Origin of the sequence: Pseudarthrobacter chlorophenolicus A6 (genome assembly GCF_000022025.1) — a bacterium.
Classification (GTDB): domain Bacteria; phylum Actinomycetota; class Actinomycetes; order Actinomycetales; family Micrococcaceae; genus Arthrobacter; species Arthrobacter chlorophenolicus.
In genome coordinates this window covers 1,848,311-1,864,074 of the sequence record NC_011886.1, presented here as the reverse complement: position 1 = coordinate 1,864,074, position 15,764 = coordinate 1,848,311, and the positions used below count along the sequence as shown (strand labels likewise).

The following is a 15,764-nucleotide window of genomic DNA, read 5'->3' as shown; positions in this document are numbered from 1 at the left end:
CACAACATGAGTATCTTCGGAAACAACATTTTCGGAAACAAGGCCACCCACGCCGTAGCGGACCCGGCAGCCGATTCCCACGGCACCGGCGGGGAAGACGGCCGCACTGCGCCCGCCGTGCAGAAGTCCGACGCGCAGTGGCGCGAGGAACTGACGCCCGAGGAGTACCGCGTCCTCCGGCAGGCGGGCACCGAGCGCCCTTACACCGGCGAGTACTGGGACACGCACACTGCGGGCGTCTACCAGTGCCGGGCCTGTGGGACGGAACTGTTCACCAGCAACGAGAAGTTCGATTCGCATTGCGGCTGGCCGTCGTTCTGGGCCCCGCTGGCTGAGGGTACGGTCCGCTACATCCACGACCGGACCATGGGAATGGACCGCGTAGAGGTGCGCTGCGGCGCGTGCGATTCGCACCTGGGCCACGTGTTCGACGGCGAGGGCTACGGCACTCCCACGGACCAGCGCTACTGCATCAACTCCGTCTCGCTGCGGCTCGTCCCGAAGGACGGGGCAGAGCCGGCGGATGGCGCAACGGCCGGCTGATCCAGACGCCGGCACCGGCGGGCGGCGCGGCGGTCACCAGGCCGCTCCCGCCCGCCGGGCCACCAAACCCATTCACGGCGGTGCCCGGAGCGGCCAGCCCCCAGCGCAGGACGGGCTCAACGAGCTGACCACCGAGTTGAGAAACAGTCTTTCTTAGCCTCAACCACTTTTCAGATTAGTTCTGCTTGTTGCTTGCTACGCTCCGAAGAGAGAAGCAAGCAACGCCCAGAAAGGCAGCGACGATGACTGAAACCCTCACCGCCGTCCCCCGGATTTCCGCGGACAACCAGGACTGGATTCGCCTCCGGACCGCAGCGTCGGCCCTTCAGGGCCTGCAGGCTCCGGATGGCTCCGTGCCGGACGGGGCCAGCCACGCAACGGCGGAACTGCACGTTGACAGCATCGTGGACGCCGTCCGGGCCCTTGCCCCCGCCTTTCCGTACGACGCCGAATACCTGGATGCCGTTTGCGCCGACTTCACAGCCTGGGTGGCAGGCGGATTCGCTGTTCCGGACTTCCTCTCTTCACTGCTGTCCTTCCAGCCCCAGGAGCAGCGGCAGGACGGCCTCCAGCACCTGGTGGTCTTCCCCATGCACACCCAGAACGGCAGCAGCAGCCGCCTGGTGGAGGCCGTCCTGGTTGAGGTCATCTGGCCCGAGTTCATCGCGGGCCTGGAGGCCGGTGACTACTCCAACAAACTGTTTGTCCCCATCAGGTTCGTGGACTTCACCGCGGGCTACGACACCAACTCCGCCGTCCTCTTCCCGGAGACCGTGGCGGTCAGCAGCACGCCCACCTTCACCTGGGGCGCCATCTTTGCCGACCGGGAAGCCGCCCGCTTCCGTCGCGTCCTCAAGGCTGCAGCGGAAACCACCCGCCTGGAACTGCCCGCGGGCGCCGCTGAGCTGTTGGCCGACCAGGACCTGACCGAGGCCACGTTCGTCATGTGGGACCTGATCCACGACCGGACCCACATGCGCGGCGACTTGCCCTTCGATCCGTTCATGATCAAGCAGCGCATGCCCTTCTTCCTGTACTCACTGGAGGAACTCCGCTGCGACCTCACAGCCTTCCGGGAATCGGTGCGCATCGAGAAGGACGACGACGCGGATCCCGAAGCACGCCGGCACGCCAAGCTGGTGCAGTACGCCGTGATCTTTGACCGCATTTTCCGCTTCGCTATCACCGGCAGCCGCGTCCGCAACTACGACGGCCTGGGCGGCCAACTGCTGTTCGCCTGGCTGCACCAGCAGCACGTCCTGCACTGGACCGATACCCGGTTGACCATCGACTGGGACGGGGTGCCGGACGCGGTGATGGCGCTGGGCGCCCGGATTGACGATCTCTACTGGCGCTCCATCGACAGGCCCAAGACCGCCCACTGGCTGGCCGCCTACGAACTCATTTCCGGCACCGTCACGCCCAACCCGGCCTCGGTCTGGGCAAAGGGCCCGGACGCCCTCCCCCTGACCGGTGCCCCGCGGGGCCTCACCGACCAGGTGCTGGACGACGAATTCCCCCTGTCCATGTTCTACGAGGCACTGGAGAAGAAAATGCGCCCTGTCATCGAGTCCACCGCAGGCATCACCGGCAGCTCGGCGCTGTGAGGGAAACCTCCCGGACGCTGCCTGCCCTCACCGTCCTCGTCACCGGCGGCAGCGGAGCGTCCGGCGTAGCGGTGGCCGGTGCCCTCCGCGCGGCCGGGCACCGGGTGATCACGGTGGGTTCCGATCCGCAACGGATCGAGGCAGCGGCACAACAGGCCGGCGACGGCGTTACGCCCCTCACGTGCGACCTCGCCAGGCTCGACGACGTCAGGCGGCTCCGCGACGACGTCGCGCTCCAGGCAGGGACCGTCGACGCCGTCATCCACCTGGTGGGCGGATGGCGGGGAGCGCAGGGAATCCCCGACCAGTCCGACGAGGACTGGGATTTCCTCGAGCGGGGGGCCGTCACGACGCTGCGCAACATCACCCGGGTGTTCTTTGATGACATTGCCGCCTCCCCGCACGGCAGGTTCGCCATGGTTTCCTCCACTGCCGTGGAAAGTCCGGCAGCCGGCGTGGCCAGCTACGTGGCTGCCAAGGCTGCCGCCGAGGCGTGGACCATGGCCGTGGCGGACGGTTTCCGCCGCGTGGCCGCCGCCGACGACGGCGGCCAGGCAGCCGCCGTCGTCCTCGTGGTGAAGGCCCTCGTGGATGACGGGCTGCGCCGCAGCCACCCGGAGCGGTCGTTCCCGGGAGCCACGGATGTGGCCGAACTCGCGGAGGCGGTGGTGGGGCTTTTCGGCACCCCGGCGGCGGAACTGAACGGCACCCGGGTCCGGTTGGCTCCGTGACCCGGAAGGATCCCGCCGCGCAGGGACACCCCTCCTCCGCAAGCCATACATAGACTGGGAATGTGAGCAAAGGCATGACAACCACAGCAGAAACGGGTGCGGCCCTTCGGCTGCACGACCCCAACGTGCGGGGCTTCGCCTCGGACAACTACTCCGGCGTCCATCCCGAGATCCTCGCGGCGCTTGCCGCCGCCAACGAAGGCCACCAGGTGTCCTACGGCGAGGACGACTACACGTCCCGGCTGCACGCGGTCATGGAAGAACATTTCGGGCCCGGCATCGAATGCTTCCCCGTGTTCAACGGAACGGGAGCGAACGTCCTCTCGCTGCAGTCCCTGCTCCCCCGCTGGGGAGCGGTGGTGTGCGCATCCACCGCCCACATCAACATGGACGAAAACGGGGCACCGGAACGCATCGGCGGCATGAAACTGCTGCAGGTCCCCACCCCGGACGGAAAGCTGACTCCGGAGCTGATCGACAGGGAGGCATGGGGCTGGGGCGACGAGCACCGCGCCCAGCCGCTGGCGGTCTCCATCACCCAGACCACCGAACTGGGCACGTGCTACACACCGGAGGAAGTGCGCGCCATCGCCGACCATGTCCACGCCAAGGGCATGAAGCTGCACATGGACGGTGCCAGGCTGGCGAACGCCGCAGCCCACCTGCAGGTGCCGCTGCGGGCGTTCACCCGGGACGCCGGCGTGGACATCCTTTCCTTCGGCGGCACCAAGAACGGCCTGCTGTTCGGCGAGGTGGTGGTGGCGCTGAACCCCGAAGCCGCCCATGGCCTGGTGTACCTGCGCAAGATGAATATGCAACTGGCATCGAAGATGCGTTTCATGTCCGCCCAGTTCATCGCCCTGCTCGAAGGCGGCCTTTGGCTGCGCTCGGCTTCCCATGCCAACGCGATGGCGTCCAGGCTTCGCGCCGCCGTGGACACCATCGACGGCGTCCGGCCCACCCAGAAGACAGAGTCCAACGGGGTGTTTGCCGTGCTGCCTGAGGGAGTGGCGGACCGGCTCCGCGCATCTTTCCGGTTCTACGACTGGGACGAAGCCGCCAGGGAAGTGCGCTGGATGTGCTCCTTCGACACCACCGAAGAGGACGTGGATTCGTTCATTGCCGCCATCCGCCACGAACTGCGCGACTACCGCGGCGGGCAGGCCGGCTGAGACCCACATGACGGCGAGCCTCCCCGGACAGCGCTGAAGGGTTGCGTAATCTGCCATGGTGAACGCACTTGACCAGGTTCCCCCGGATTTCCTCCGTGCCCTGGGAACCCTCAGGAAAGCCCGGTGCCGCAAGGAACTCCACCTCGCGGAAATCCCGGCGCCGGCCCGCCTGGCACCCTTCGCCGTCGCCCTCGGCGCGGAAGTCATGGCCCAGGGCGCCGGAGCCCCGGCACCTCCCCTGCACGGGCCGGCGGCAATGGCCCTGGCGGCTGCCGGGACCGGGGAGGACAGCGACACGGAGCTCGCCACCGGGCGCTTTATCCTGCTGCACGATCCCGAAGGCTCGGCAGTGTGGGACGGGGAGTTCAGGATCGTCACCTACATCCGTGCGGAGCTCGAACCGGATATGGGCAACGACGAGATGCTCGGAACGGTGGCCTGGACTTGGCTGGTGGAAGCCCTGGAAAACCACAACGCACCCTACCGGGCCGCGGGCGGGACCGCCACCAGGGTCCTGTCCGAAAGCTTCGGGACCCTCTCCGAACGGCCCGGGACCATCGACATCGAACTGCGGGCATCCTGGACCCCCGCAACACCGGACGTCACGGCACACCTCGAAGCGTGGTCCGACATGGTGTGCACCTTCGCGGGCCTTCCGCCCCTCCCCGACGGCGTCACGCCCCTGCCGCAACGGCGCCGGAACTGACGCCCGTCCAGCCCTGCCGGGAGCCCGCCAGCGGACCGCCGGAGCTCAGGACCGGTAAACTGGGGGCATCATGACCCCTAACAACCCGGAAAACACCACGGCCGGCGCTCCGGCTGCTGATACCGCACCCCATATCACCGTGGAGGGCTTCGACAGCCCCATCCCCGAAATCATCGAACTCGACGCACCCCGTGAGGGCGTCCCCCTGGTCATCGAGACCCAGGCCGGGCTGGAACGCTGCGCAGCCGCCATCGCCGCAGGAACCGGACCGGCCGGTGTGGACGCAGAGCGGGCCTCCGGGTTCCGCTACGGCCAGCGTGCCTTCCTGGTGCAGATCCGCCGCGAGGGCGCCGGCACCTGGCTGATCGATCCCGAGCCTTTTGACGACCTCGCCATCATCAACGATGCCCTCCGCGGCGTCGAGTGGATCCTGCACGCGGCAACCCAGGACCTTCCCTGCCTGTCGGAGCTGGGGATGTGGCCGGACAAGCTCTTCGACACGGAACTGGCTGCCCGGCTGGCAGGGCTTCCCCGCGTGGGCCTTGCCGCCGTCATCGAACAGCTTCTCGGTTTCGGCCTGGCCAAGGAACACTCCGCCGCCGACTGGTCCACCCGCCCCCTCCCGGAGCCGTGGCTCCGCTATGCAGCACTCGACGTCGAGGTCCTCAGTGAGCTGCGGGAAGAGCTGGTGGAACTGCTCCAGGCCGACGGCAAGCTCGAGTATGCCGAGCAGGAGTTTGCCGCAATCCTTGCAGCGGGCATCGCGCCGCCCCGGCTGGACCCCTGGCGGAAAACGTCCGGCCTGCACCAAATCAGGGACCGGCGCCAGCTGGCCGCCGTCAGGGAGCTGTGGCTGGAACGCGACTCGCTGGCCCGCAAGCGCGACGTCGCACCCGGCCGGCTGATCCCGGACTCCGCACTGGTGTCCGCCGCCAAAGCGATGCCCTCCACCGTTCCCCAGCTTCTGGGAACCAAAGGCTTCCACGGCAGGGCGGCGCAGCGTGAGGCTCCGCGCTGGCTCCGATGCATCGCCGCAGCCCGGGACCTGGACGATCTTCCCCCGCTGCACCTGGCAACCAACGCCCCGCCCCCGCCCAGGGTCTGGGCCGAACGCGACCCCGAGGCTGCAGCGAGGCTCGCCACAGCCAGGCCGCTGCTGCAGGAACGCGCCGACCAGCTGAACCTTCCGGTGGAAAACCTGCTCACGCCCGACTTTCTCCGACGGGTTGCCTGGCGCCCGCCGGCTGCGGTCAGCGAAGAATCGGTGGCCTCGGAACTGCGCGGACTCGGTGCGCGCGAGTGGCAGGTGGAGCTCACAGCCCCGCTCATCACCCGCGCCTTCCTGGACCCCCAGCCGCTTCCGCCCAAAGAGCCGAAGGCCGCGGTCACCGCGGGCAGCTAGCCTTCCAACACCGTTCCACACCGGCCTTGCAGCCTAAGTTACTCGCGAGTAACATCGGACGTACTGCCGCACACCTGCCGTCCTTCGGCATGTGCGCGGCGCCTACGTCTCGATGAGGAGTTACACGTGAGCCACACCGGAAGCGGCGCCACCCGGCGCACTGTCCGCGACGTCGTCTTTGTTGACGGCCTCCGCACGCCCTTCGGCCGGGCCGGTGAGAAGGGAATCCATGCCGGTACCCGCGCCGATGACCTGATCGTGAAATGCATCCGCGAACTGCTGCGCAGGAACCCCTCGCTGCCGCCCGGGCGGGTGGATGAGGTGGCCATTGCCGCCACCACCCAGACCGGCGACCAGGGCCTCACCCTGGGCAGGACCGCCGCGCTGCTGGCCGGACTGCCACGCACCGTTCCGGGCTTCGCCGTGGACCGCATGTGTGCCGGTGCCATGACCGCCGTGACGTCCACGGCCGGCGGCATCGGATTCGGCGCATACCACGTGGTTATCGCCGGCGGAGTGGAGCACATGGGCAACCACCCCATGGGATCCGGCGCCGACCCGAACCCCCGGTTCATGTCCGAACGACTGGTGGACCCCGCCGCCCTGAACATGGGCAACACCGCCGAAAACCTGCACGACCGCTTTCCCGCCATCACCAAGCAGCGCAGCGACGCCTACGCCGTGGCATCCCAGGACAAGCTGGCCGCTGCCTACCGCGAGGGCCGAATCCAGCCCGACCTGGTACCGGTAGCCGGACGGAAACCGGGCCAGGGCTGGACCGTGCACAGCGTGGACGAACCGCCGCGCCCCGGGACCACCGTCACCGACCTCGCCGCGCTCCGCACTCCCTTCCGCGCGCACGGCCGCGTTACCGCCGGCAATTCCGCGGGCCTCAATGACGGCGCCACCGCCGCCGTCCTGGCCTCGGGGGAAGCGGCGGCTGAACTGGGCCTCCCGGTGAAAATGCGGCTGGTCAGCTACGCCTACGCCGGCGTGGAGCCTGAGGTGATGGGCATCGGCCCGGTCCCGGCCACCGAGAAGGCACTGCAAAACGCGGGCCTCGCCATCGGCGACATCGGCCTCTTCGAGATCAACGAGGCGTTCGCCGTCCAGGTCCTGAGCTTCCTGGACCACTTCGGCATTCCCGACGACGACCCGCGGGTCAACCGCTACGGCGGGGCGATTGCCGTGGGCCACCCCCTTGCCTCCTCCGGCGTCCGGCTGATGACCCAGCTGGCCCGCCAGTTCGAAGAGGATCCGTCTGTCCGCTACGGCATCACCGCCATGTGCGTGGGGCTGGGCATGGGCGGGACTGTTATCTGGGAAAACCCGCACCACGCCGATTACAGTGGCGGCACCGGCACCACAGGATCAGCAACAACCGCCCCGGCAGCAGTCCAGACCGAAGGAGCCACAGCATGAGCGCCGCAGATTTCACCGACTTCGCCAGCTTGTTCCCCAATGAAACAGTCACGCATTCCTACGTGCAGGACATTCCGCTTCCCGCTGCCCCCGGCAAGGAAAGCCCCGGGACGTTCGCCCTGGTCACGCTGGACAACGGACTGGACCACAGCAAACCCACCACGCTGGGTCCCAACACCCTCGTGGAACTGGGCACGGTGCTGGAAGGCTTGCGGGGCCGTGCCGCCCGCGGTGAGATCGCCGGCGTCGGCGTTACCGGCAAGCCCTACTACCTTGTGGCCGGAGCCGATCTCTCTGCCGTGAAATCGCTGGAAGAGCGCGAGCACGGGCTCCACATGGCCCAACTGGGCCACGATGTGTATGCAACGCTGGCCAACCTGGGCGTTCCCAGCTTCGCCTTCATCAACGGCACCGCCCTGGGCGGCGGACTGGAAATCGCACTGCAGTCCACCTACCGCACGGTGTCCACCGGTGCCGGTGCCCTGGCCCTCCCCGAAGCCCTCCTGGGGCTGGTCCCTGGCTGGGGCGGCGTCTACCTGCTCCCCCGCCTGGTGGGGCCGGAGAACGCCGTCAAGGTGATGATCGAGAACCCGCTCAGCAACAACCGGACCCTCAGCGGCCCGCAGGCCTTCGACCTTGGCGTCGCCGATGCCCTGTTCGAGCCCGCCGACTTCCTGGAGCAGTCCGTTGCGTGGGCAGCGAAGGTCATCTCCGGCGAGCTGGTTCCGGAACGCGCCAACGCCGTCGATCCCTCCCGCCCGGACGTCGCGGAACGCTGGGCGGCCGCAGTGGCGGCCGGGCGGAAGTTCGTCGGGTCCAAGACCTCCAACGCGGCGCCTGCCCCGGGCAAGGTGCTGGACCTGATGGAAGCCAACCGCACCATGAGCCAGTCCGAGTCGGCGGCCCTCGAATGCGAAACGCTGGCCGGGCTGATGCAGACAGATGAGTTCCGCGCCACCGTCTACGCCTTCCTGGACCTCGTCCAGAAACGCTCCAAGCGTCCTGCCGGCGCCCCCGACCGCAAGCTTGCCCGCCCCGTCACCAAAGTCGGTGTGGTGGGAGCAGGCCTGATGGCCGGCCAGCTGGCGCTGTTGTTTGCCCGCCAACTGAAGGTACCGGTGGTCCTGACCGACATTGACCAGGCCCGTGTGGACAAGGGCGTCGGCTACGTCCACGGCGAGGTGGACAAACTGCTGGCCAAGAAGCGGATCAGCGCGGACGCCGCCAACCGCACCAAGGCCCTGGTGTCCGGTTCGGTGTCCAAGGAAGCCTTCGCGGATGCTGATTTCGTGATCGAAGCGGTCTTTGAGGAACTCGGCGTCAAGAAGCAGGTGTTCGCCGAACTGGAGGCCGTTGTCACCGAGGACTGCATCCTTGCCACCAACACGTCGTCGCTTTCGGTGACGGCCATGGCCGAGGACCTGCAGCATCCGGAACGGCTGGTGGGGTTCCACTTCTTCAACCCGGTTGCCGTGATGCCCCTGCTGGAAATCGTGCGTGCCCCGCGGACCGCTGACGCGGTCCTGGCCACCGCCTTCGAACTGGCAAAGAGCCTGAAGAAGACGGGCGTCCTGGTCAAGGACGCCGCCGCCTTCGTGGTCAACCGGATCCTGCTGCGCCTGATGGGTGAGGTGACGGCCGCGTTCGATGAAGGGACGCCGGCCGACGTGGCGGACGGTGCCCTGAAGCCGATGGGCCTGCCGATGTCCCCCTTCACGTTGCTGGCCATGGTGGGGCTGCCGGTGGCCCAGCACGTCCAGGAGTCGCTGAACGCTGCTTTCGGCGACCGGTTCCCAGTTTCCGCCAACCTTCACAAGCTGATCGACAACGGGGTGAAGGGCCTTTGGGAGACTGGACCGGACGGTTCGGCTGCCATCCCGGACGCCACTCTCTCGCTGATGTCTTTCGGCACGAGCCCCTCCACTGCCGCCCAGGTGCTGCGGCGCACGCAGGACGCCCTGGCGGAAGAGATCGGCCTCATGCTGGACGAAGGCGTGGTGGCAGGACCGGAAGACATCGACCTCTGCATGATCCTCGGCGCCGGCTGGCCCATGTTCCTGGGCGGCATCACGCCGTACCTCGACCGCGTGGGCGCCTCGGAGCGGGTCAACGGCAAGCGGTTCCTTCCGCCGGGCGTGGCGTCTGGCGTGGCGCCGGTTCCGGGTTCCAACTAAGTCTGCCGCGGCCGACGGCCGGTCAGCATTCGGTGAGCCGGCCGCCGTCGAGAGCCACCAGGCGGTGGGCCGCCGTCCGTGCATAGTCCAGGTCATGGGTGACCAGCACGACGGCGGCCCCCTCCGCGGCTGCGGAACGGACGGCCGCGTCCAGCACGGCCAGGCCGTCGCCGTCCAGTGCCACGGTGGGCTCGTCAAGGGCAATAACCGAAGGCCTCCGGGCCAGGACGGTGGCCAGTGCCAGGAGCCGCTGGCCGGACGCTGACAGCTCGGCCGGGTGGCCGTGGGCGGCACCTTCAAGTCCCACCGCCGCCAGGGCAGCCGCAGCCCGTTCGCCTGCTGCCGCGCTGCCGACCAGGCGGTCCAGGCCAAAGCGGACCTCGCGCTGGAGTGTCCGTTCGAACAGCTGGTCACGGGGATGCTGGAAGAGCAAACCCACGTCGGCGGCAGTCTCCCCCACCGCACGCCCGGCGATGGTGCTGCCGTTCACCAGCACGGCGCCTCTTGTTGGCTGCAGCTGCCCGTTCAGGTGCCGCAGGAGCGTCGACTTGCCCGCTCCGTTAGGGCCTGTGACGGCAACAATCTCCCCCGGGTGCACCGCCAGGCTCACGCTTGCCAGGACGGGCGGCTGCGTGGCCGGCAAAGGGGCGTTCCTGCTGCGGGCCGGCCACCGGCCTTTGCTGCCGGGTGGGCGGGCGTCCGGAGCGTAGCCGAAAGAGACATCCCGCAGCTCAAGCGCGGCACCGGCTCCGGCCGGGTCCCGTGGAGCGGGGTGTACTGCGGCGGTGCTTTTGGCGGCGGGAACCACCACCTTTTCGGTGAAGTCCGGGTGGGCGGTTGGCCGCGTGGTCCGGGCGGCGGGCCGGGCGGTTCGGCCGGCTCCGCCCACCCACCGGATTCCCGCAGGAACCAGTCCAGTGTCCGGGCCGAGGCTGGCAGGATCGCCGGCGGCCGCCACGGTTCCGTCGGCGAGGACCAGCCACTGGTCCGCCGCCAGCAGCAGCGCGTCGATCACCTGGCTCAGGATCACGACGGCGGTTCCAGACGCCACGAGGTGCCGCACCAGGGCCGCCAGTTCCAGGGCCCCTGCCGCGTCCAGCGAGGCGAACGGCTCGTCCATGACCAGCACGGCCGGACCGGAGATAACAGCGCAGCCAATGGCCAGGCGCCGCTGCTGCCCGCCGGAGAGCCGGGCAGGATTCCTGTTGAGCAGCCCGGTGAGCCCCAGGAGGCCTGCCGTGCGTTCCACTGCGGCAACCATGGCCGGGCGGGGTACTCCTGCATTTTCCAGCCCGAAAGCCAGCTCCTCCGCCACCGTCGCCCGGACGGTGGAAAGGGCCGCTGCAGCGTCCTGGGGGACGAATCCCACGTGCCGGCCCCACGCGGCGGGGTCGATGTGCGGTTCCCCCCGGTGGGGACCGCCCGCGTCACCGTCGGTAGGTCCGTCTCCGAAGTCCAGGCGTGTGCCTGCCAGCTCCAGGTAGCCGTGCAGGGTTCCGCCGCTTCCCGGTGCCAGCCAGCCTGCCAGCAACCGTCCCAGGGTGGTTTTTCCGCTGCCGGACGCACCCAGTACCGCTGTCAGGGTGCCCGGTGCGGCGGCGAATCCGATCCGCTCGAGGACTGGTCCACCGCCGTCGTGGAATGTGAAGCTCCGGATGCCGGCCTGCAGGACCGGGCTGGAGATGAGGGGCATGCCTAACCTCCTGCTGATGCGGCCCACAGGCGCAGGACGACGGCGGCAGCCGCAGCGAGCAGCAGCATAACGCGCAGGAGTCGCTGGACGGTGGAGTCCGGAACGGTACGGTAACTGGACCGCGGCCCGCTGCTGCTGAAACCGCGTGCTTCGAGCGCCGCGGCGCGGGTACCGGCATCGTCCACCAGCGCCAGGACCAGCGGTACAGCCTGCAGGCGGAACGCAGCGGCCCGGTGGACCACCCCCCTGCGGATCACGAGGCCCCTGGCTTCCTGGGCGGTGCGGATACGCTCAGCCTGCGCCGCAATGGCCGGCAGCAGGGTGAGCGTGGAGGCGAGCACAAAGGCCAAGCGTCCACGGACACCCTTGGCATTCAGGGCAGCCACCAGGTCAGGGACGCTGACACTGAAGGAGAACGCAAGGACCGCCAGGACGGCGGCCCACACTTGCGCGCCCCGCTGCAGGGCGAAGCCCAGCCCTTCGGACGTGACCCGGGCAGGCCCCCACTCGGCCAGGACGGTGCGGCCCTCGGGATAGGCCAGCCCGTGCACCATCAGGAGGGACAGGGTCAGCGGCACCAGCACTGCCGCGGCCGCCGGCAGGAGCCGGCGGGCCGTGCCGCCCGCGGCGGACACGGCGAGGGCACCCGCAACGACGGCGAGGGACAGCGGCCAGCTGCCGGCCGCCGTCGTGATCACAGCAGCACTGCCGGCGGCGGCGAGGCCGGTCAACGGGTGGACGCGCATGGGAATCGGGTTCAGGACGCGGGCGTGGAATCCTGTCCTGCGGCCTGGACCGGTGCCTTTCCGGCCAGGACGTGGTGACGGCGGATGAACGGAAACTGGTACGTGGTCCGGCGGGGCAGCGCGTACACCAGGACAGCTACCACGGTGAAGACGATGGCCTTGTCCATGGGGTCGGAGATGAGTGCCTGCTTGGTAATGGCGGCCAGCAGTGTGTCGCCCATCGACCGGAAGGCGCTGACGATGGCACCGGTTGCCACCCCGGAGGTGCCGCCGAACACGAAGGCGGCCACGGGTGCCGAGACCACGCCGCCGATGATGCCGGTGGCGAAACCTGCAACGGGTGCCAGGTAGAACCGGCGGAACAGGCCGTACCGCGCAGCAAGGCCGGCCAGGCAGCCGATCAGCGCAGCGCCGGCGGCGAACGGCAGCACCGTGGGATTGAAGAATGACCAGACGATGCTGCTGAGTGCCCCGGTGGCCGCACCCGCGGCGGGCCCGGCCAGGACCGCGATCAGGACCGTGCCAATGGCGTCCAGGTAGAAGGGCACCAGGGTGCTCCCGACGAACTGGCCCAGCACAATGTTCAGGACCAGGGCCACGGGGATCAGCACGACCGTGGAGGCCGGCAGGCCCGGCAGCACCGCAACGACCAGCAGGATGGCACCCACGAGGAAGCCCGAGAGGGCAATCAACGCCGAGGCGCTGCCCGGGCCGCCGGTGATGTCCGCGGGCTGGTTGAGGACCAGGTAGACGTAGGTGCCGGCAATGGCCAGGGCACCGAGGATTTCCAGCAGCCGGCGCCGGCGGGCGGCGGCAGGCGCCGGGGACGGCAGCGTCAGGGAGGGCGATGACATGTTGGTTCCTTTGGGGTGCGGCACGGACGGCACGGAAAATCCGGGCCGTGCGGAACGCCGCCTATGTCACCTCGGCGGCAGGCGCCGGATTGAACCGGCAGAGGGGACCAGTCTACCGGCGCTGCAGCGCGCCGGCAGGCGTCCTCCCTTAGACTGCCGGGAGGGGCACCGGCAGTTGGGCTGCCGGCCCGCCCGAAAACCCCGGATCTCCCAGGCAGGGGGTCCTCCACGGAAAGCCGGCCCCATGCCCCATTACGAACTCGCCATCATTGGATCCGGATCAGGGAACTCGCTGATCACCCCGCACTGGGACGGTAAGCGGGTGGCACTGATCGACGGCGGCGTATTCGGCGGAACCTGCCTGAACGTGGGCTGCATCCCCACCAAGATGTTCGTCTACCCCGCCGGGCTCGCCGCCGCGCCGGCGGAGGCACGCCGGCTGGGCGTGGACCTGAGCCTGGACAAGGTGCACTGGAACGGAATCCGGGACCGGATCTTCGGCCGGATTGATGCCATCTCAGCGTCAGGCCGCCGGTACAGGGCGGACGAGCTGGACAACGTTGACCTGTACGAGGAGCACGCGAGCTTCACCGGTCCGCGGTCCTTGCGGACCGACTCCGGGGTGGAGATCACGGCGGACCAGGTAGTGGTTGCCTCGGGTTCGCGGCCGGTGGTTCCGGACGTGGACGGCATGGACCTGCCCCAGGTACACACCTCGGACACGGTGATGCGGGTGGACGGCCTGCCCCGGCGGGTAGTGGTGGTTGGCGGAGGCTACATCGCCGCAGAGTTCGCCAGCGTTTTTGCCGGCCTCGGCTCCGACGTCACGCAAGTGAACCGGTCCGGACGCCTGCTCCGCGGGCATGATGCGGACATCGCGGAGCGTTTCGCTGCCGCAGCAGCCGAACGCTGGACGCTCAGGACCGGTTATGCGCTTCAGTCCGTGGCGGACAACGGCGACGGCAGCGTCACCGCCGTCTTCACAGGCAACGGCGGCGAGCAGCTGCGGGTGCCGGCGGACCTTGTGCTGATGGCCACGGGCCGGGTTCCCAACACCGACAGGCTGGGCGCCGATGCAGCGGGCTTTGACCTGCGCGACGACGGGCTCCTTGCCGTGGATTCCAAGCTCCGGGTCCTCTCCGGAGGCGAACCCCTGCCGGGAGTGTACGCCCTGGGCGACGCCGCCAACGCCTACCAGCTCAAGCACGTTGCCAACCGGGAAGCCCGGGTGGTGGCCCACAACCTTGAGCACCCGGACAGGCTCCGCAGCATCGACTACACCGCCGTCCCGTCCGCCGTGTTCTCCAATCCGCAGATCGCGTCGGTGGGACTGACGGAGGAAGAGGCACGGTCCGGCACTGCGTCCGGGTCCGATGTTGTCACCGCCCTGCAGGACTACGGGAGTACCGCCTACGGCTGGGCCATGGAGGACCATGAGGGCGTGGTCAAGCTCATCGCCGAGCGCTCAACAGGACGCCTGCTGGGCGCCCACATCCTGGGCCACGAAGCCTCCAACCTGATCCAGCCCCTGGTACAGGCCATGTACCAGGGAACACCCGTCCATGTGCTGGCCCGTGGCCCGTACTGGATCCATCCGGCACTGATGGAAGTGGTGGAGAATGCCCTGCTGGCCCTGGATACCGAGGTGCCGGAGGACGCGCCCCTCTAGGAGTTCCGGCGGCCGTCAGCCCAACCGGGCGGCCAGGCTCCCGACGGCCGCGGTCAGTTCCCGGAACGCCTGCTCCGGGTTGTTGGCCGAGACGATCCGGGCGTTCGGTGCACTCCCCCACAGCCCCCGGTAATCCGCCACGGTTGTGCCCGTCAGCAGTGGCGAGTCCGTCTCGATGTCGATGGTTGCCGGCCGTGCACTGTACTCGAGGGTGCCGGCGGCAACTCCTGCGGCAAAGAAGTCGTGGACATGCGCCAGGTAGCCCTGGTCATACAGCCGGTGGAACTCGAAATAGAAGCGCAAGGCGTCCGAGAGGTGCCTGATGACGCGGTTGTCAGAGGTGCTGCGTCTGCCCTCGGGCTGGTCCGGGAGCACAAGCTCGGGAACGGAAGCACCGGCCGCTTCGGCAAGCAGCCGGACATGCTCAGGCCGCAGCTCCATGCGCTCGGTAGTGTCCAGTGAACAGACCACCGGCAGTTTCGCGGCGGCCCTGCCGCGGTAGGCGGCGTACACCTCTTTTGCCGCGTGTGGGTCCACGTGGGTGTTCCACTCGGCGGTGGGCGTGGTGTTCCCCTGGTGATAGAAGCTCCCGCCCATGATCACGACGCCGGCCAGCAGCTCGGGCAGCTCCGGCTCCTTGCGGAGGGCCAGGGCGAAGTTGGTCAGCGGCGCAGTGATGAGGGCGGTGAGTTCACCGGGCCGGGCGCGGGCATGGTCGATCCAGAGGTCGACGGCGTTCCGCGCCGAGACCTGCCCGTCAGGTTCGGGCAGTACGGCGTAGCCGATGCCCTGCGGACCGTGCGTTTCCGGGGTGGTGACCAGCGGGACGGACAGCGGTGCCCGGGCTCCGATGGCCACTTCGACTCCGCGGCGTCCGCACAGTTCCAGCAGCGCAAGGGTATTCTGTGCCACCTGGTCCGCGTCCACGTTGCCGGGGGTTGCCGTGACGGACACGAATTCCGTGTCCGGCAGGGCGGCCAGGTAGGCAAGGGCCAGGGCGTCGTCGATGCCGGTGTCGACGTCCAGCAGGAATGCGGTCATGGCG

13 protein-coding genes are annotated in these 15,764 nt (G+C 68.8%); 9 read left to right on the top strand and 4 right to left on the bottom strand.

The genetic code is table 11. The annotated features are described in order from the left end of the window. The first annotated feature begins 6 nt into the window (after window positions 1–6). From msrB to ACHL_RS08300, 8 genes are all read left to right on the top strand, one after another. The gene (msrB, locus tag ACHL_RS08335; RefSeq protein ID WP_015936861.1) at window positions 7–543 is read left to right on the top strand and encodes a peptide-methionine (R)-S-oxide reductase MsrB; all 537 of its coding nucleotides are present in this window, start codon (window positions 7–9) and stop codon (window positions 541–543) included. 242 nt (window positions 544–785) lie between these two features. Then, complete coding sequence (locus ACHL_RS08330) at window positions 786–2,150, top strand: DUF6421 family protein (RefSeq protein WP_015936860.1); 1,365 nt, start codon at window positions 786–788, stop codon at window positions 2,148–2,150. Beyond that, window positions 2,147–2,881: an SDR family oxidoreductase gene (locus tag ACHL_RS08325; protein ID WP_015936859.1), complete on the top strand. Its 735-nt coding sequence runs from the start codon at window positions 2,147–2,149 to the stop codon at window positions 2,879–2,881. The genes ACHL_RS08330 and ACHL_RS08325 overlap by 4 nt, the downstream gene beginning before the upstream one ends. Window positions 2,882–2,955: 74 nt before the next feature. Further along, window positions 2,956–4,053, top strand: coding sequence for a threonine aldolase family protein (locus tag ACHL_RS08320; protein WP_015936858.1), 1,098 nt, complete (start codon window positions 2,956–2,958; stop codon window positions 4,051–4,053). A 55-nt stretch (window positions 4,054–4,108) separates the two neighbouring features. Next, window positions 4,109–4,759, top strand: coding sequence for a DUF3000 domain-containing protein (locus tag ACHL_RS08315; protein ID WP_015936857.1), 651 nt, complete (start codon window positions 4,109–4,111; stop codon window positions 4,757–4,759). 70 nt (window positions 4,760–4,829) lie between these two features. After that, window positions 4,830–6,161, top strand: a complete 1,332-nt coding sequence (locus tag ACHL_RS08310) for an HRDC domain-containing protein (protein ID WP_015936856.1) — start codon at window positions 4,830–4,832, stop codon at window positions 6,159–6,161. Between the two features lie 126 nt (window positions 6,162–6,287). Further along, window positions 6,288–7,583: a thiolase family protein gene (locus ACHL_RS08305; protein ID WP_015936855.1), complete on the top strand. Its 1,296-nt coding sequence runs from the start codon at window positions 6,288–6,290 to the stop codon at window positions 7,581–7,583. Further along, complete coding sequence (locus tag ACHL_RS08300; RefSeq protein WP_015936854.1) at window positions 7,580–9,757, top strand: 3-hydroxyacyl-CoA dehydrogenase NAD-binding domain-containing protein; 2,178 nt, start codon at window positions 7,580–7,582, stop codon at window positions 9,755–9,757. The genes ACHL_RS08305 and ACHL_RS08300 overlap by 4 nt, the downstream gene beginning before the upstream one ends. Before the next feature lie 22 nt (window positions 9,758–9,779). Here ACHL_RS08300 and ACHL_RS08295 read toward each other — a convergent pair whose 3' ends face one another. Genes ACHL_RS08295 through ACHL_RS08285 form a run of 3 tightly spaced genes read right to left on the bottom strand, consistent with a single transcriptional unit; the run spans window position 9,780 to window position 13,050 of the window. Then, complete coding sequence (locus tag ACHL_RS08295) at window positions 9,780–11,450, bottom strand: ABC transporter ATP-binding protein (protein WP_015936853.1); 1,671 nt, start codon at window positions 11,448–11,450, stop codon at window positions 9,780–9,782. A 2-nt stretch (window positions 11,451–11,452) separates the two neighbouring features. Further along, window positions 11,453–12,196, bottom strand: coding sequence for an energy-coupling factor transporter transmembrane component T (locus tag ACHL_RS08290; protein WP_015936852.1), 744 nt, complete (start codon window positions 12,194–12,196; stop codon window positions 11,453–11,455). Between the two features lie 11 nt (window positions 12,197–12,207). Beyond that, entirely contained in the window at window positions 12,208–13,050 is an 843-nt protein-coding gene (locus ACHL_RS08285) for a hypothetical protein (RefSeq protein WP_015936851.1), read from the bottom strand. 244 nt (window positions 13,051–13,294) lie between these two features. On the opposite strand from ACHL_RS08285, the gene ACHL_RS08280 reads away from it, so the two are divergent. Next, the gene (locus tag ACHL_RS08280; RefSeq protein WP_015936850.1) at window positions 13,295–14,719 is read left to right on the top strand and encodes a mycothione reductase; all 1,425 of its coding nucleotides are present in this window, start codon (window positions 13,295–13,297) and stop codon (window positions 14,717–14,719) included. Window positions 14,720–14,734: 15 nt separating this feature from the next. On the opposite strand, the gene ACHL_RS08275 is transcribed toward ACHL_RS08280, so the two are convergent. Continuing rightward, a complete protein-coding gene (locus ACHL_RS08275) occupies window positions 14,735–15,760 on the bottom strand; it encodes a nucleoside hydrolase (protein ID WP_015936849.1) in 1,026 nt (341 codons plus the stop codon). Window positions 15,761–15,764: the final 4 nt, after the last annotated feature.